Consider the following 17037-nt stretch of genomic DNA (forward strand, 5'->3'; position numbering starts at 1 on the left):
CGAGGCGCGGCCGCCTACTGGAAGGTGTGCGAAATCACGCCCGGCCGACCGGCTTTTACCTCGAGCGTCGCGCGGTACGGCGGCAGGCCGGCATTGCGCAGCACCACCTGGTACTTGCCGGGAATCAGCCTGAGCTCCTTGACCGGCGGGCTGATTCCCCGGGCCACGCCATTGATCCACACTTCTCCCCAGGGGCGGATGTCCAGCCGCACTAGTACAGGCACGGGCTTGGGCTTGGCGGCGTCCTCGGCTGTGGCCGCGGGCGTTTCCGGGAACGCGGACTCCCGCGGCGCCGGCATCGGGGCTGGCGCGTCGGCGGGCGGCGCGGAAGGCGCTGGGTTTTCCGGGGATGCGGCGCCCGCGGGAGCCTGGCCCGCCGGCTCGGGCGGCGGCCGGGACGCGGGAGCGGCCTGCGGGGCCGCTTGCGGCAGGGGATGGACCACGGGCGGATTGGGCTGGACGACTTCCGACCGGGTAATCAGGGCGTTCTGGACGCCCAGGCCCGAGGCCAGCCAGGCGTAGACGCCCGCACCGCCCAACGCCACGATGAACAGCAGCCACAACAGGACGCGGCGCCCGCGCGCGGGCCGGCGCGCCGTGGCGACGGCAGCGGCCGGCGCGGCCTGGGCCGCAGCGCCCGCGCCGGTGTCGGCCTGGACGGGCGCGGCGTCAAGCTGCGCGGCAACACCCAGCATCTCCGCCAGTTCGGCCAGCGTTTGCGGCCGTTCGGCGGGCGCCATCGACAGGCCGGCGTCGATCACGGACAGGAAATCCTGGCCGTATTTCGGCAGGCCCAGGGAGGCGAGCGGTTCGTAGGTGTCCGCCGCGCGGCGTTCGGGCGCTGGCGGCGGCCGCCGCCCGGTGACCAGCGCATGCATCACCGCGCACAAGGCGTAGATGTCGCTCCACGGGCCGCGCGGCCACTCCATGGAATCGGTATAGAGTTCGAACGGCGCAAAACCGGAGGTCGGGCTGCGGCTGGCGCGGCGGGAACGCGCCACGATCAGCTCCGGGACCAGATGCGCCCGCGCGTTCTCGTCCATTCCCACCGTTTCCAGGGAAATGTCGCCACAGATTTCACCCTGCGCGTGCAGGGACATGAGGGACGGCAAAAGATCGGACAGAAGCCGCTTGATGCGCGCTTCCGGCACGCCCCCCGCCGCGCTGGCGGCGATGGCGCTCAATGGGCGCAGCGCAAGCGGCGCGGCGCCGGAAAAAGGGCCACGCGGCGTCAACAAGCCGGCGGAAGGAGACATGATCGAGAGCTGCGCCACGGCGCGAATACGGATTGAAAAGTGAATAGGCCGAATATTATCGAATCCGCTACGCAAGGACATTGCCGAAAATGTCCGAGCGCATCAGGCTGTGGCACGATAGCGTATGGCCGTCTCCCCCTACCCCTTTGGAAGCCCATGAAAATTCGCGTTCTGAGTAGTCTGCTTGGCTTATCCGTCCTCCTGGCGGGTTGTGCCGGCGTCACCTCCCCGCAGCCGGAGGGCCCGCCCACCGCGCAAGCGCTGGACCAATTGCAACAAGTGCGCGACCAATACCGCGCGGGCCGCTACGGCGAAGTCATCCGCAGCGTCGCCACCTCCGACGCCCTGGCCACCTCCACCAAGGCCGTGCGCATCGAAGCGTACAAGCTGCAGGCCTTCAGCTATTGCGTGAGCCAGTATCCGCAGCTTTGCGAAGACAGTTTCTCGCGCATCCTCGCCCTGGACCCCGCTTTCGTGCTGGCGCCCAACGAGGCCGGCCACCCGGTGTGGGGCCCCGCCTTCCAGCGGGCCCGGGCCCAGGCCTCCAGGTAATCCCGCCTCCCCGCCGCGCGGGGAAGGCGTTTCCATCAGGAAAGGCCAATAAAAAAAGGCCGCTGATTCGCATCAGCGGCCTTTCTGCTTCCGGGGACCCCGCGCCGGGCGGCGTGGGAGTCCCGCGGGGGATTCCGCTTATTCGGCGGAGTCCTCGGCGCCCAGGTCGGCGGCAGGCGTCTCCGCATCCGAGCCCACCGTGACCGGCGAGTCTTCGAACGGGTTGGCCTGCTGGCGGGCGGCTTCGCGTTCCGCCGCCTCCAGCGCTTCCTTGTCCTTGCGGGCATGGTGGTACGCCAGGCCGGTACCCGCCGGGATCAGGCGGCCGACGATGACGTTTTCCTTCAAGCCGCGCAGGTCGTCGCGCTTGCCCATGATGGCGGCTTCGGTCAGGACCCGGGTGGTTTCCTGGAACGAAGCGGCCGAGATGAACGAGTCGGTCGACAGCGAGGCCTTCGTGATGCCCAGCAGCACGTTTTCGTAGGAAGCCGGACGGCGATCTTCAGCCGTGACGCGGTCGTTCTCGTTCAACAGCTCGGAGCGCTCGACCTGCTCGCCCGGGATGAACTCGGTATCGCCCGCGTCGACGATGTTCACGCGGCGCAGCATCTGGCGAACAATCACTTCGATGTGCTTGTCGTTGATCTTCACGCCCTGCAGACGGTACACGTCCTGCACTTCGTCGACGATGTAGGTCGCCAGCTTCTCGATGCCTTGCAGGCGCAGGATGTCGTGGGGATCGGCCGGGCCGTCCACGATCATTTCGCCCTTGTTCACGACTTGGCCGTCGTGCACCAGAACCTGCTTTTCCTTCGGAATCAGGAACTCGTGGCTGACGCCTTCCAGGTCGGTGATGACCAGGCGCTGCTTGCCCTTGGTGTCCTTGCCGAACGAGACCGTGCCGGTGACGTCGGCGAGCATGCCGGCATCCTTGGGCGAACGGGCTTCGAACAGCTCGGCCACGCGCGGCAGACCGCCGGTAATGTCGCGGGTCTTTTGCGATTCCTGCGGAATACGCGCCAGGACTTCACCCACGGCAACCTGCTGGCCGTCGCGCACGGTAATCAGCGCGCCCACCGGGAACGAGATGTTCACCGAATGGTCGGTGCCGGCGATCTTGACGTCTTCGCCGTTCTCGTTGACCAGCTTGATCTGCGGACGCATGACGATCTTGCCGCCACGGGTCTTCGGCGTGATGACGACGAGCGTCGACAGGCCGGTGACTTCGTCCACCTGCTTGGCAACGGTCACGCCTTCTTCGATGTTCTCGAAGCGGACGGCGCCGCCGTATTCCGACACGATCGGACGGGTCAGCGGATCCCACGTCGCCAGGCGCGCGCCAGCCTTCACGGCTTCGCCATCGCCCACCAGCACGGTCGCGCCGTACGGGATCTTGTGGCGTTCGCGTTCGCGGCCATTGTCGTCGAAGATCGCCAGTTCGCCGGAGCGCGAGATGGCCACGCGTTCACCCTTGGCGTTGGTGACGTAGCGCATCGTGCTGGCGAAGCCGACCGTACCGCTGGACTTGGTTTCCACCGCGCTGGCCAGGGCCGAACGCGACGCCGCGCCGCCGATGTGGAACGTACGCATGGTGAGCTGCGTGCCCGGTTCGCCGATGGACTGGGCGGCGATGACGCCGACCGCTTCGCCCTGGTTGACCGAGGAGCCGCGGCCGAGGTCGCGGCCGTAGCAGTGCGCGCACAGGCCATGGCGCGTTTCGCAGGTCAGCGGGGTGCGGACCTTGACCTCGTCCACGCCGATGCGGTCGATGGTGTCGACCAAGTCTTCGTCCAGCAGGGTGCCGGCGACGATGGCCGTTTCCTGCGTGTCCGGGTTGACGATGTCCACGGCCGCGACGCGGCCCAGGATGCGGTCGCGCAACGGTTCGATGACTTCGCCGCCTTCGACCAGGGCTTTCATGTTGTAGCCCTGCGAAGTGCCGCAATCGTCCTCGGTGATCACCAGGTCCTGCGTCACGTCGACCAGACGGCGGGTCAGGTAACCCGAGTTGGCGGTCTTCAGTGCCGTATCGGCCAGACCCTTACGCGCGCCGTGAGTCGAAATGAAGTACTGGAGTACGTTCAGGCCTTCACGGAAGTTCGCGGTAATCGGCGTTTCGATAATGGAGCCGTCCGGCTTGGCCATCAGGCCGCGCATACCGGCCAACTGGCGGATCTGGGCGGCCGAACCGCGGGCGCCCGAGTCAGCCATCATGTAGATGGAGTTGAACGATTCCTGGCGCACTTCCTCGCCATGGCGGTTGGTCACGGGTTCCGTGGCCAGTTGCTCCATCATCGCCTTGCCGACCTTGTCGCCGGCCTTGCCCCAGATGTCCACCACGTTGTTGTAGCGTTCCTGGGACGTGACCAGACCCGACGAGTACTGCTTGTCGATTTCCTTCACTTCGCGGCTGGCTTCGGCCAGGATGCCTTCCTTGGCGGTCGGGATCAGCATGTCGCCCATGGCGATCGAGATACCGCCGCGGGTAGCCAGGCGGAAGCCCGACTGCATCAGCTTGTCGGCGAAGATCACCGTGTCGCGCAGGCCGCAGCGGCGGAAGGACTGGTTGATCAGGCGCGAGATTTCCTTCTTCTTCAGCGCCTTGTTCAGGACGGTGAAGGGCAGGCCCTTGGGCAGGATCTCGGACAGCAGCGCGCGGCCGACCGTCGTCTCGTGACGGCGGATCACCGGCTGCCAGTCGCCGTTCTCGTCGCGCTCGTGCTCCTTCAGGCGCACGGTGATGCGGCTTTGCAGCTCGACTTCGCCGTTGTCATAGGCGCGCTGGACTTCAGCGACGTCCATGAAGAAGATGCCTTCGCCCTTGCCGTTGACGCGCTCGCGGGTCGTGTAGTACAGGCCCAGCACGATATCCTGCGACGGCACGATCGACGGTTCGCCGTTGGCCGGGAACAGCACGTTGTTGGACGCCAGCATCAGCGTGCGGGCTTCCAACTGCGCTTCCAGCGACAGCGGCACGTGGACGGCCATCTGGTCGCCGTCGAAGTCGGCGTTGAACGCCGCGCAAACCAGCGGGTGGAGCTGGATGGCCTTGCCTTCGATCAGGACAGGCTCGAACGCCTGGATGCCCAAACGGTGCAGCGTGGGCGCACGGTTCAGCATGACCGGGTGTTCGCGGATGACTTCTTCCAGGATGTCCCAGACCACCGGTTCCTGGCTTTCCACCAGCTTCTTGGCGGCCTTGATGGTCGTGGCCAGGCCCATCATCTCCAGACGATTGAAGATGAACGGCTTGAACAGTTCCAGGGCCATCAGCTTGGGCAGGCCGCACTGGTGCAGCTTGAGCTGCGGGCCCACCACGATGACCGAACGGCCCGAGTAGTCGACGCGCTTGCCCAGCAGGTTCTGGCGGAAGCGGCCGCTCTTGCCCTTGATCATGTCGGCCAGCGACTTGAGCTGGCGCTTGTTGGCGCCCGTCATGGCCTTGCCGCGGCGACCGTTGTCCAGCAGCGAGTCGACGGCTTCCTGCAGCATCCGCTTTTCGTTGCGCAGGATGATTTCCGGAGCCTTCAGCTCCAGCAGGCGCTTCAAGCGGTTGTTGCGGTTAATGACGCGGCGGTACAGGTCGTTCAGGTCGGAGGTCGCGAAGCGGCCGCCGTCCAGCGGCACCAGCGGACGCAGGTCCGGCGGCAGCACGGGCAGCACTTCCATGACCATCCACTCGGCCTTGATGCCCGACTTCTGGAAGCCTTCCAGCACCTTCAGGCGCTTGGAGATCTTCTTGATCTTGGCTTCCGAGCTGGTGGCCTTCAGTTCGCCGCGCAGCGTTTCCACTTCGCGGTCGATGTCGATGGTGCGCAGCAGTTCGCGCACGGCTTCCGCGCCCATCAGGGCACGGAAGTCGTCGCCGTATTCTTCGGTCTTGGCGAGGAAATCGTCGTCCGACATGATCTGGCCGCGCTTGAGCGGCGTCATGCCGGGTTCGATCACGCACCAGGCTTCGAAGTACAGCACGCGTTCGATGTCGCGCAGGGTCATGTCGAGCACCATGCCCAGACGCGACGGCAGGCTCTTCAGGAACCAGATGTGCGCGACGGGGCTGGCCAGCTCGATGTGGCCCATGCGTTCACGGCGAACCTTGGCGACGGTGACTTCGACGCCGCACTTTTCGCAGATCACGCCACGGTGCTTCAGGCGCTTGTACTTGCCGCACAAGCACTCGTAGTCCTTGATGGGACCGAAGATCTTGGAGCAGAACAGGCCGTCGCGCTCGGGCTTGAACGTGCGGTAGTTGATGGTCTCGGGCTTGCGAACTTCGCCGTAAGACCACGAACGGATCTTCTCGGGCGAGGCGATGCCGATCTTGATGGCATCGAACTGCTCGTCTTGCGAGACTTGCTTAAAGAGGTCGAGTAGCGCTTTCATTAGTTACGCTCCAAATCCATGTCCAGGGCCAACGAGCGGATTTCCTTGACCAGCACGTTGAACGATTCCGGCATGCCGGCGTCGATGACGTGGTCGCCCTTGACGATGTTTTCGTATACCTTGGTACGGCCGGTGATGTCGTCGGACTTCACCGTCAGCATTTCCTGCAGGGTGTAGGCGGCGCCGTAGGCTTCCAGCGCCCACACTTCCATTTCCCCGAAACGCTGGCCGCCGAACTGCGCCTTGCCGCCCAGCGGCTGCTGGGTAACCAGGGAGTACGGGCCGGTCGAGCGCGCGTGCATCTTGTCGTCGACCAAGTGGTGCAGCTTCAGGTAGTGCATGTAGCCGACGGTCACGGGACGCTCGAACTGCTCGCCGGTGCGGCCGTCGAACAGCCACGCCTGCGTGCGCGACGGCGTCAGGGCCATACGCTTGGCGACGTCGTCCGGATAGGCCAGTTCCAGCATCTTGGTGATTTCCTCTTCGGTCGCACCGTCGAAGACGGGCGTCGCGAACGGCACGCCGTTCTTGAGGTTCTGGGCCATTTCCATGACTTCGTCGTCGGTCAGCTCGTCGATGCGCGCGCCGGTGCCGGTCGTGTTGTAGACCTTGTCCAGGTAGGCGCGGACGTTCTTGACCTGCGCGGTGCGCTCGTCGCGCAGCATGTCGGCGATGCGGTGGCCCACGCCCTTGGCAGCCCAGCCCAAGTGCACTTCCAGCACCTGGCCGACGTTCATCCGCGAGGGCACGCCCAGCGGGTTCAGAACGATGTCGGCCGGCGTGCCGTCAGCCATGTGCGGCATGTCTTCCACCGGGGTGATGCGCGAGACCACGCCCTTGTTGCCGTGACGGCCTGCCATCTTGTCGCCAGGTTGCAGACGACGCTTCACGGCCAGGTAGACCTTGATCATCTTCAGCACGCCCGGGGGCAGCTCGTCGCCCTGCGTCAGCTTCTTGCGCTTCTCTTCGAAGGCCAGATCGAACTGGTGGCGCTTCTGCTCGAGCGATTCCTTGGCCTGTTCCAGCACGACAGCGTGCGGCTCGTCGGCCAGGCGGATGTCGAACCACTGCCAGCGGTCCAGATCGGCCAGGTAGGCCTTGGTGATCGTGGCGCCCTTGGCCAGCTTGCGCGGGCCGCCGTTGACGGTCTTGTTGACCAGCATCTTTTCGATACGGTCGAACTGGTCGTTTTCAACGATGCGCAACTGGTCGTTCAGGTCCTGGCGATAGCGGCGCAGTTCATCGTCGATGATGGACTGGGCGCGCTTGTCGCGCACGATGCCTTCGCGCGTGAACACTTGCACGTCGATCACGGTGCCGGTCATGCCCGAAGGCACGCGCAGCGAGGTGTCCTTAACGTCGGACGCCTTTTCGCCGAAGATGGCGCGCAGCAGCTTTTCTTCCGGCGTCAGTTGGGTTTCGCCCTTGGGCGTAACCTTGCCGACCAGCACGTCGTCGGCGCTGACTTCGGCGCCGATGTACGTGATGCCCGAATCGTCCAGGCGGTTCAGTTGCGTTTCGGCCAGGTTGCTGATGTCGCGCGTGATTTCTTCAGGTCCGAGCTTGGTGTCGCGAGCAACAACCGTCAGTTCCTCGATGTGCACCGAGGTGTAGCGGTCATCGGCCACGACCTTTTCGGAGATCAGGATCGAGTCTTCGAAGTTGTAGCCGTTCCAGGGCATGAACGCGATCAGCATGTTCTGGCCCAGGGCGAGTTCGCCCAGGTCCGTCGATGCGCCGTCGGCCAGCACGTCGCCCTTGGCGACACGGTCGCCGCGCTTGACGATGGGACGCTGGTTGATGTTCGTGTTCTGGTTGGAACGCGTGTACTTGATCAGGTTGTAGATGTCGACGCCGACTTCGCCGGCGACGTTTTCTTCATCGTTCACGCGGATCACGACGCGCTCGGCGTCGACGTGGTCGACCAGGCCGCCACGCAGGGCTTGCACGGTCGTGCCCGAGTCAACGGCCACGGTGCGCTCGATGCCCGTACCCACGACCGGCTTTTCCGGACGCAGGCAAGGCACGGCCTGGCGCTGCATGTTGGCGCCCATCAGCGCGCGGTTCGCGTCGTCGTGTTCCAGGAACGGAATCAGCGAGGCGGCGACCGACACGATCTGCGACGGGGCGACGTCCATGTAGTGCACGTTGGCCGGAGCAGTCAACATCGTTTCGCCGGCTTCGCGGCAAGCGACCAGGTCGTCCACGAAACGGCCTTCTTCGTCCAGCGCCGCGTTGGCCTGGGCGATGACGTAGTGGCTTTCTTCGATGGCCGACAGGTAATCGATCTGCTCGCTGACGCGGCCGTCGATGATCTTGCGGTAAGGCGTTTCCAGGAAGCCGTACTCGTTCAGGCGAGCGTACAGCGCCATCGAGTTGATCAGGCCGATGTTCGGGCCTTCCGGCGTTTCGATCGGGCAGACGCGGCCGTAGTGGGTCGGGTGCACGTCGCGGACTTCGAAGCCGGCGCGCTCGCGGGTCAGGCCGCCCGGGCCCAGTGCGGAAACGCGGCGCTTGTGCGTGATTTCCGACAGCGGGTTGGTCTGGTCCATGAACTGCGACAACTGGCTCGAACCGAAGAACTCCTTGATGGCGGCCGAGATCGGCTTGGAGTTGATCAGGTCGTGCGGCATCAGGTTTTCCGTCTCGGCCTGGCCCAGACGTTCCTTGACGGCGCGTTCGACGCGCACTAGGCCGGCGCGGAACTGGTTCTCGGCCAGTTCGCCGACGCAGCGCACGCGGCGGTTGCCCAAGTGATCGATGTCGTCGATCTGGCCGCGGCCGTTGCGCAGCTCGACCAGCACCTTGATGGTTTCAAGGATGTCTTCGTTGGTCAGCGTCATCGGGCCGGTGATGTCTTCACCACGGCCGAGGCGGCTGTTGACCTTCATGCGGCCGACGCGCGACAGGTCGTACGTTTCTTCGCTGTAGAACAGGCGCTGGAACAGCGCTTCCACCGCTTCTTCGGTGGGCGGCTCGCCAGGACGCATCATGCGGTAGATGGCGACGCGCGCGGCCATCTGGTCGGCGGTCTCATCGGTGCGCAGCGTTTGCGAGATGTACGGACCGCGGTCCAGGTCGTTCGTGTAGAGCGCCTGGATGTCGTGGACGTTGGCGGCGCGCAGGGCGCCCAGCACGCTTTCCGTGATCTCGTCGTTGGCATTGGCGATGACTTCGCCGGTGTCGGGGTCGACGATGTTCTTGGCCAGCACGCGGCCGTACAGGAAGTCTTCCGGCACGGAGATGCGCTGGATGCCGCCGGCAGCCAGATCGCGCAGGTGCTTCGCGTTGATGCGCTTGTCCTTTTCGACGATCACCTTGCCGGAACGGTCGGAGATGTCGAAACGGGCCATTTCGCCCTTCCAGCGCTCGGGCACGAATTCCATCATCGCGCCTTCGCTCTTCAGTTCGAAGTTGTCGAAGTCGAAGAAGTTGGCCAGGATCGATTCCGGCGTCATGCCGATGGCCTTGCACAGAATCGTGACGGGCATCTTGCGGCGGCGGTCGACACGGAAGAACAGGACGTCCTTCGGATCGAATTCGAAGTCCAGCCACGAGCCGCGGTAGGGAATCACGCGGGCCGAGAACAGGAGCTTGCCGGAGCTGTGCGTCTTGCCGCGGTCGTGCTCGAAGAACACGCCGGGCGAACGGTGAAGCTGCGAGACGATGACACGCTCGGTGCCGTTGATGACGAAGGAACCCGTGCCCGTCATGAGCGGAATTTCGCCCATGTAGACTTCCTGTTCCTTCACTTCCTTCACGGTCGGCTTGCTGACTTCGCGGTCAAGCAGCACCAGGCGGACCTTGGCTCGCAGGGGCGAGGCATAGGTCAGGCCACGTTGCTGACATTCCTTGACATCGAACACCGGTTCGCCGAGCACATAGCTCACGAACTCCAAGCGCGCCATACCGTTGTGACTAACGATCGGGAAAATCGACGAGAACGCCGCCTGCAAACCGTCGGCTACGCGATCGGACGGGGCGGTATCCGCCTGCAGGAAAGTTAGGTAGGATTGAAGCTGTGTCGCCAACAGGAAGGGAACGTTTTGAACGTCTTCACGCTTGGCGAAGCTTTTGCGGATGCGCTTTTTTTCGGTGTACGAGTAAGGCATGAGCACTCCGACTCGAGGTTGCATGGGCCGTCAACCACGGCCCCAGGTGATACGACTCCAGGAAACCCCCCTGGAAAGGGCATGCCCCCAGTAGGGGTTTCCTGGAAACGCAAAAGCCCGGGGACTGCAAACTGCGCTGTCCCCGGGCAAGTTGACGCAGGTCTTACTTGACTTCGACCTTGGCGCCAGCTTCTTCCAGCTTCTTCTTGGCGGCTTCGGCGTCAGCCTTGGCCACAGCTTCCTTGACGGGCTTCGGAGCGCCGTCGACCAGGTCCTTGGCTTCCTTCAGACCCAGACCGGTCAGCTCGCGCACGGCCTTGATGACGCTAACCTTGTTGGCGCCAGCTTCGGTCAGAACGACGGTGAACTCGGTTTGCTCTTCAGCAGCGGCGGCGGCGCCACCAGCGGCGGGAGCAGCGACAGCGACAGCGGCGGCAGCAGCCGACACGCCGAACTTCTCTTCCATTTCCTTGATCAGCTCGGACAGCTCGAGCACGGTCATGCCAGCGATGGCGTCAAGGATTTCAGCTTTGTTAAGTGCCATTTTTCAGAACTCCAAATATTTTGGTAATGCCAGGGTTTGGGTGTCGCTCGGTCGTTCAGCGAATTCCGGACAGCAGGGCGATCAGGCCGCTGCCTTCTGGTCGCGCACGGCGGCGAGGCCACGGGCGAACTTGGTCGGAACTTCGTTGAGCGTACGCACGAATTGCGCGATGGGGGCTTGCATGGTGCCCAGCAGTTTCGACAGCAACTCTTCGCGGGAGGGCATGGTGGCCAGGGCCTTCACGCCTTCTTGGTTCAGCAGGCTGTTGGGCAAAGCGCCCGCCTTGATGACCAGCTTGTCGTTGCTTTTCGCGAAACCTGCGAGGACCTTGGCCGCCGTAACCGGATCGGCGCTGATGCCATAGATCAGCGGACCGGTCAGTTGCTCGGCCAACGGCTCGAAAGCCGTGCCGGCAACAGCACGACGGGCCAGCGAGTTCTTCAGAACACGCAGATACACGCCCGATTCACGCGCAGTTTTGCGCAGTACGGTGACAGAGGCGACGTCCAGACCACGGTACTCGGCGATAACGATCGATTGGGCCTTGGCAACTTCAGCCGAGACTTCCTCGATCACCACCGCTTTCTCTTGACGATTGAGACTCACGGTTTGAACACTCCATCAAAAGACGCTTGGGGCGAATGCCTTGCGCGTCAACCGAATGCGGCGCCTGGTCGAGTTCTTCGTGTAAAGAAATCTTCCTGGGGACGCCGTCTACGCTGGATCCGAACTATGCGAGCTTCGGGATTAAGCGGGGCAGCGGGGACTGCCTTCCTTACAGAAAAGCGAGACGCTTACTACCCTGCTCCAGCGGTCTTTGACAGCAGCATCCGGAAAAATCCGGATGCGGCCCAAAGTACGTTTACTACTGTCGGACTCAGGCCGACAGCGAGGCAATTTCCACGCGCGCACCGCCGCCCATCGTGGACGAGACGGCCAACTTGCGCAGGTAAATGCCCTTGGCGGCTGCGGGACGGGCCTTTTGCAGGGCGTCGACCAGAGCGGCCAGGTTGGTTTGCAGTTGTTCCACGCCGAACGACGCGCGGCCGATCGTTGCGTGGATGATGCCGGCCTTGTCGGTGCGGTACTGAACCTGACCGGCCTTGGCGTTCTTGACGGCGGTGGCGACATCGGGGGTCACGGTGCCGACCTTCGGGTTCGGCATCAGGCCACGGGGACCCAGGATCTGGCCCAGGGCACCCACGACACGCATCGTGTCGGGCGAGGCGATGACCACGTCGAAGTCCATTTGACCGGCCTTGATGCTGTCGGCCAGGTCGTCCAGACCCACGATGTCGGCGCCGGCGGCCTTGGCGGCTTCAGCCTTGTCGCCTTGGGCGAACACGGCGACGCGGACCGACTTGCCGGTGCCGGCGGGCAGCACGACCGAACCGCGGACCAGTTGGTCCGACTTCTTCGGGTCGATGCCGAGTTGCACGGCCACGTCAATGGATTCATTGAACTTGGCGACGGCGGTTTCCTTGACCAGGGTCAGGGCTTCAGCGACCGGGTACAGCTTCGTGCGGTCGATTTTCTGCGCAATGCTTGCGGCGCGCTTGGACAGTTTTGCCATGATTAGATCCCCTCAACCGTGATGCCCATGCTGCGGGCGCTGCCAGCGATCGTGCGCACGGCGGCATCCAGATCAGCGGCGGTCAGATCGGGGCCCTTGGCCTTGGCGATCTCTTCAGCTTGAGCGCGGGTCAGCGTGCCGACCTTGTCGGTGTGCGGCTTGGCCGAACCCTTTTGCACGCCGGCGGCCTTCTTGATGAGGACCGTCGCGGGCGGGGTCTTCATGATGAAGGTGAAGCTCTTGTCCGCGAAGGCGGTGATCACCACCGGAATCGGCAGACCGGGCTCCATGCCCTGGGTCTTGGCGTTGAACGCCTTGCAGAATTCCATGATGTTCAGGCCACGCTGACCCAGAGCCGGGCCAATCGGGGGGGAGGGGTTAGCCTTACCAGCCGGCACTTGCAGCTTGATAAAGCCGACGATCTTCTTCGCCATGCTTTGCTCCTTGCGGGTTATATCGCTCCGTGCCATTCAGGCCCGAAGCTCCCCGGGGTTTGAAATTAGGTCTTTTCGACCTGACTGAAATCGAGCTCGACGGGCGTGGCGCGACCAAAAATGGTGACAGACACGCGCACCTTGCTCTTTTCGTAATTGACTTCTTCGACGTTGCCGTTGAAGTCTGCAAACGGACCTTCCTTGACCCGAACCATCTCGCCCACTTCGAACAGGATCTTGGGGCGGGGTTTCTCGACACCCTCTTCCATCTGGGAGAGGATCTTCTCGACTTCCTTTTCGGAAATCGGGGTCGGACGGTTGCCCGAGCCACCCAAAAAGCCGGTGACGCGGTTGGTGTTCTTGACCAGGTGCCACGTTTCGTCGGTCAGGTCCATTTCCACCAGGACATAACCGGGGAAAATGCGGCGTTCGGTGATCGACTTCTGCCCGCCCTTGACCTCGACGACTTCCTCGGAGGGCACAAGAATGCGGCCAAAAGACGTCTGCAAGGCCGCGCGCTCGATGCGCTCGATCAGGGCCTTGTGAACACTTTTTTCCATGCCGGAGTACACATGGACGACATACCAACGCTTACTCATTCGCCGTCCTTATTTCCAGCCCAGCAACAGGCCGTAAAGAATCCATTCGATGCCCTTGTCGAGCACCCACATGAAAATGCCCATGACCGCCACAAACGCGAAAACGATGCCCGTCATCTGGGTCGTTTCCTTGCGCGTGGGCCACGAGACACGCTTGACTTCGTTGTAGGACTCGCTGGCGAAGCTCAGGGTCCGGCGGCCGGGCTCGCTGAACCAGGCGATCACGGCTGCGATCACGAGGCCGCCGACGAACACGCCGACCCGGGCAGGCATCGGCTGCGCGCTGAGCACGGAGAACCCGACGATGCCAGCAATAACGACAAGAACCGCCAGTCCGAGCTTCACCCGGTCGGCGGTACTGGTTACGGTTTCTACGCTGGTATTAGACATATTGCGACGCGAGCCGCCGTGAATGCGTAACTCGCGATGATCTCCCGCGGGTTTATCCTGGCGGTGGCAGGGGCAGTAGGAATCGAACCTACAACCTTCGGTTTTGGAGACCGACGCTCTGCCAATTGAGCTATGCCCCTAAAACACTACACTTGCACTAGCACAGCTAGCTGCCGCCTTACACGCGATAGCTTGCGGAACCATACATCATACTACTTTTACAGCGACAATGGATAGAGGGACCGAAAAGCCCACTCTATCCATCGGGGTATTGATTACTTCAGGATCTTGGCGACGACGCCGGCGCCGACGGTACGACCGCCTTCACGGATGGCGAAACGCAGGCCTTCTTCCATGGCGATCGGGGCCAGCAGCTTGACGGTCATCGTCACGTTGTCGCCCGGCAGAACCATTTCCTTGTCGGCCGGCAGGTCGATCGTGCCCGTCACGTCCGTCGTGCGGAAGTAGAACTGGGGACGATAGCCGTTGAAGAACGGCGTGTGGCGGCCGCCTTCTTCCTTGGACAGGATGTACACCTCGGACGTGAAGTCCGTGTGCGGGGTGATCGAGCCCGGCTTGGCCAGAACCTGGCCGCGCTGGACGTCTTCACGCTTGGTGCCGCGCAGCAGGATGCCCACGTTGTCGCCCGCTTGACCTTGGTCCAGCAGCTTGCGGAACATTTCCACGCCCGTGCAGGTCGTCTTCACCGTCGGCACGATACCGACGATTTCGATTTCCTCGCCAACCTTGATGATGCCGCGTTCGATACGGCCGGTCACCACAGTGCCGCGGCCCGAGATCGAGAACACGTCTTCAACCGGCATCAGGAACGCGCCGTCAACGGCACGCTCGGGCGTCGGGATGTACGAGTCCAGCGCTTGCGCCAGCGACAGGATGGCCTGTTCGCCCAGTTCGCCCTTGTCGCCTTCCAGCGCCAGCTTGGCCGAACCCTTCACGATCGGCGTGTCGTCGCCCGGGAAGTCGTACTTGCTCAGCAGTTCGCGGACTTCCATTTCCACCAGCTCGAGCAGCTCGGCGTCGTCGACCATGTCAGCCTTGTTCAGGAAGACGATGATGTACGGCACGCCAACCTGGCGGCTCAGCAGGATGTGTTCACGCGTCTGCGGCATCGGGCCGTCAGCGGCCGACACCACCAGGATCGCGCCGTCCATCTGCGCCGCGCCCGTGATCATGTTCTTCACGTAGTCGGCGTGGCCCGGGCAGTCAACGTGCGCGTAGTGGCGCGATTCCGTTTCGTACTCGACGTGCGCCGTGTTGATCGTGATGCCGCGTGCCTTTTCTTCAGGTGCCGCGTCGATCTGGTCGTAGCCCTTGGCTTCGCCGCCAAACTTGTTCGACAGAACGGTCGTGATCGCCGCCGTCAACGTCGTTTTGCCGTGGTCAACGTGACCAATCGTACCCACGTTCACGTGCGGCTTGGTACGTTCAAACTTGCCTTTTGCCATGGCTGACTCCTGACCTGGATTGCGCTTCTGACTGAAGAAAAGAACTTTGGAAATTAGTGGTGCCCATGGCGCGGATCGAACGCGCGACCTCTCCCTTACCAAGGGAGTGCTCTACCACTGAGCCACATGGGCATATAAAGCTTGGAGCGGGTGAAGGGAATCGAACCCTCGTCGTAAGCTTGGAAGGCTTCTGCTCTACCATTGAGCTACACCCGCGGCTACCCTTTCACCTTCTCTTTCCCAAACCTTTCAACACCCAGGCCCGGAAAGCCTTGCCGCCTTCCTTGCAAAGGCCGCCCAGCGCTTCCTGAACCTAAACATTGCAAATCCAGGCCAACTGCGCCTGGATTCGGGTATGGGTCTCTGGTGGAGGAGGTTGGATTCGAACCAACGTAGGCGCAAGGCCAACAGATTTACAGTCTGCCCCCTTTAACCACTCGGGCACCCCTCCAGAGAATTCGAGATTATGAACACTTTCAGATCCGGTGTCAAACGATTCGGACGAAATATTCAAAAATCTTGTTCAGCCACCCCGCGTTTGCGCGCAGAGGGGGCGTAGCTTACAGGTTTCCGCGGATCGCTGCACGAAAAAGATCGGCGTACTGCTCCGCCGTGTAATCGACCGGGTTGGTGCCGGCCGAGGGGTCCTCGGCCGCCATGCGCCCCACCCGCTGCGCCTGGGCCTCGTCGATGCCGATATCCGCCAGCGTATGGGGGATGCCCAGGCCCTCTCGCAGCGCCAGCACCCAGTCCAGCACGGCGCCGGGGCCGCCCCCTGGCAGATCCAGGTAGCGCGCCAGCGCCTCCAGCCGCGGCGCCACCGCGTGCTGGTTGGCCTTCAGCACGTAGGGCATGAGGATGGCGTTGAGCGTGCCGTGGTGCGCGTCGTACAGCGCCCCCAGCGGGTGCGCCAGCGCATGCATGGCGCCCAGCCCGCGCTGGAAGGCCGTGGCGCCCATGCTGGAAGCCACCAGCATCTGCTGGCGCGCCTGCAGGTCGCCCCCGTCGGCCACCGCCCGGGGCAGATACTCCTTGATCAGGCGCATGCCCTCGATCGCGATGCCGGCCGCCATCGGATGGAAGAATGGCGAACAGTACGCCTCCAGATTGTGCGACAGCGCATCCATGCCGGTCGCGGCCGTGATCTTCGGCGGCAGGCCGACGGTGAGTTCGGGATCCAGGATCACGATGGCCGGCAGCATGCGCGCATGGAAGATGATGCGCTTGACCTCGGCCGACTCGTCGGTGATGACGGAAGCGCGCCCCACTTCCGATCCGGTGCCGGCGGTGGTCGGCACCGCCACCACCGGCGCCATGCCGGCCACGTCCACCCGCAGGTAGTTGTCGCCGACGTCTTCGAAGTCCCACAGCGGGCGTTTCTGCCCCGCCATCAGTGCAATGGCCTTCGCCGCATCCAGCGCCGACCCGCCGCCCAGGGCGATCACGCCGTCATGGCGCCCTTGCCGGTACGCCGCCACGCCGTCATCTACGTTGCGGCCCGTGGGATTGCCCTTGATCTCGTGGAACAGGCCGCATTCGAGGCCCGCCTGCCGGCAGGCGGCCACCGCGCCCTCCACCATCGGCAGCGCCGCCAGCCCCGGATCGGTCACGAGCAGCGGCCGCGCCATGCCGAGTTCGCGGCACCAGCCGGGCAGCTCCTTGATGCGGCCGGGGCCGGCCTTGATGGCGGTGGGGTAATTCCAATTTACGCTGGGCACGGTCATGGTT

General features: G+C 63.6%; 12 protein-coding genes and 4 tRNA genes. 1 reads left to right on the plus strand and 15 read right to left on the minus strand.

Annotated elements, in window-relative coordinates; translation table 11 throughout:
• Positions 1-14: 14 nt before the first annotated feature.
• Positions 15-1256 (minus strand): serine/threonine protein kinase, encoded by a 1242-nt coding sequence (locus tag WHX56_RS04450; protein WP_338880571.1) that lies wholly within the window; start codon positions 1254-1256, stop codon positions 15-17.
• Between the two features lie 156 nt (positions 1257-1412).
• On the opposite strand from WHX56_RS04450, the gene WHX56_RS04455 reads away from it, so the two are divergent.
• Entirely contained in the window at positions 1413-1808 is a 396-nt protein-coding gene (locus tag WHX56_RS04455; RefSeq protein WP_129247289.1) for a TssQ family T6SS-associated lipoprotein, read from the plus strand.
• Positions 1809-1946: 138 nt separating this feature from the next.
• Here the strand turns inward: WHX56_RS04455 and rpoC are convergent, their stop codons facing one another.
• The 14 genes from rpoC to WHX56_RS04525 form a co-directional block, all read right to left on the minus strand.
• Positions 1947-6191: a DNA-directed RNA polymerase subunit beta' gene (gene rpoC, locus WHX56_RS04460; protein ID WP_129247078.1), complete on the minus strand. Its 4245-nt coding sequence runs from the start codon at positions 6189-6191 to the stop codon at positions 1947-1949.
• A complete protein-coding gene (rpoB, locus tag WHX56_RS04465) occupies positions 6191-10303 on the minus strand; it encodes a DNA-directed RNA polymerase subunit beta (RefSeq protein ID WP_129247080.1) in 4113 nt (1370 codons plus the stop codon). Before rpoB ends, rpoC begins: the two co-directional genes overlap by 1 nt.
• Before the next feature lie 163 nt (positions 10304-10466).
• Positions 10467-10847 (minus strand): 50S ribosomal protein L7/L12, encoded by a 381-nt coding sequence (gene rplL / locus WHX56_RS04470; protein WP_013397031.1) that lies wholly within the window; start codon positions 10845-10847, stop codon positions 10467-10469.
• Positions 10848-10928: 81 nt separating this feature from the next.
• Positions 10929-11453: a 50S ribosomal protein L10 gene (rplJ, locus tag WHX56_RS04475; protein ID WP_006389589.1), complete on the minus strand. Its 525-nt coding sequence runs from the start codon at positions 11451-11453 to the stop codon at positions 10929-10931.
• A 271-nt stretch (positions 11454-11724) separates the two neighbouring features.
• On the minus strand, positions 11725-12420 hold the full coding sequence (gene rplA / locus WHX56_RS04480) for a 50S ribosomal protein L1 (RefSeq protein ID WP_129247082.1): 696 nt from the start codon (positions 12418-12420) through the stop codon (positions 11725-11727).
• 2 nt (positions 12421-12422) lie between these two features.
• Positions 12423-12854 carry a 50S ribosomal protein L11 gene (rplK, locus tag WHX56_RS04485; protein ID WP_006227005.1) on the minus strand — a complete coding sequence of 144 codons (432 nt, stop codon included), beginning with the start codon at positions 12852-12854 and terminating at the stop codon, positions 12423-12425.
• A 65-nt stretch (positions 12855-12919) separates the two neighbouring features.
• Complete coding sequence (nusG, locus tag WHX56_RS04490) at positions 12920-13453, minus strand: transcription termination/antitermination protein NusG (protein WP_105555685.1); 534 nt, start codon at positions 13451-13453, stop codon at positions 12920-12922.
• A 9-nt stretch (positions 13454-13462) separates the two neighbouring features.
• Positions 13463-13843, minus strand: coding sequence for a preprotein translocase subunit SecE (gene secE / locus WHX56_RS04495; RefSeq protein ID WP_008157761.1), 381 nt, complete (start codon positions 13841-13843; stop codon positions 13463-13465).
• 64 nt (positions 13844-13907) lie between these two features.
• Positions 13908-13983, minus strand: a tRNA-Trp gene (locus WHX56_RS04500).
• Between the two features lie 135 nt (positions 13984-14118).
• On the minus strand, positions 14119-15309 hold the full coding sequence (gene tuf / locus WHX56_RS04505; RefSeq protein ID WP_287753809.1) for an elongation factor Tu: 1191 nt from the start codon (positions 15307-15309) through the stop codon (positions 14119-14121).
• A 57-nt stretch (positions 15310-15366) separates the two neighbouring features.
• Positions 15367-15441: transfer RNA gene (locus tag WHX56_RS04510), tRNA-Thr, on the minus strand.
• Positions 15442-15451: 10 nt separating this feature from the next.
• Positions 15452-15525 (minus strand) — tRNA-Gly (locus WHX56_RS04515).
• Positions 15526-15673: 148 nt separating this feature from the next.
• Positions 15674-15760 (minus strand) — tRNA-Tyr (locus WHX56_RS04520).
• 109 nt (positions 15761-15869) lie between these two features.
• On the minus strand, positions 15870-17033 hold the full coding sequence (locus WHX56_RS04525) for an iron-containing alcohol dehydrogenase (RefSeq protein WP_338880572.1): 1164 nt from the start codon (positions 17031-17033) through the stop codon (positions 15870-15872).
• Between the last annotated feature and the right edge of the window lie 4 nt (positions 17034-17037).

It is taken from the genome of Achromobacter veterisilvae, from assembly GCF_037619525.1.
Classification (GTDB): Bacteria; Pseudomonadota; Gammaproteobacteria; order Burkholderiales; family Burkholderiaceae_B; genus Achromobacter; species Achromobacter veterisilvae.

Bases quoted from the DNA above. Each gene is read 5' to 3' on its own strand.
- WHX56_RS04450 (WP_338880571.1), bottom strand. From the start codon at position 1,256: ATGTCTCCTTCCGCCGGCTTGTTGACGCCGCGTGGCCCTTTTTCCGGC.
- WHX56_RS04455 (WP_129247289.1), top strand. From the start codon at position 1,413: ATGAAAATTCGCGTTCTGAGTAGTCTGCTTGGCTTATCCGTCCTCCTG.
- rpoC (WP_129247078.1), bottom strand. From the start codon at position 6,191: ATGAAAGCGCTACTCGACCTCTTTAAGCAAGTCTCGCAAGACGAGCAG.
- rpoB (WP_129247080.1), bottom strand. From the start codon at position 10,303: ATGCCTTACTCGTACACCGAAAAAAAGCGCATCCGCAAAAGCTTCGCC.
- rplL (WP_013397031.1), bottom strand. From the start codon at position 10,847: ATGGCACTTAACAAAGCTGAAATCCTTGACGCCATCGCTGGCATGACC.
- rplA (WP_129247082.1), bottom strand. From the start codon at position 12,420: ATGGCAAAACTGTCCAAGCGCGCCGCAAGCATTGCGCAGAAAATCGAC.
- rplK (WP_006227005.1), bottom strand. From the start codon at position 12,854: ATGGCGAAGAAGATCGTCGGCTTTATCAAGCTGCAAGTGCCGGCTGGT.
- nusG (WP_105555685.1), bottom strand. From the start codon at position 13,453: ATGAGTAAGCGTTGGTATGTCGTCCATGTGTACTCCGGCATGGAAAAA.
- secE (WP_008157761.1), bottom strand. From the start codon at position 13,843: ATGTCTAATACCAGCGTAGAAACCGTAACCAGTACCGCCGACCGGGTG.
- tuf (WP_287753809.1), bottom strand. From the start codon at position 15,309: ATGGCAAAAGGCAAGTTTGAACGTACCAAGCCGCACGTGAACGTGGGT.
- WHX56_RS04525 (WP_338880572.1), bottom strand. From the start codon at position 17,033: ATGACCGTGCCCAGCGTAAATTGGAATTACCCCACCGCCATCAAGGCC.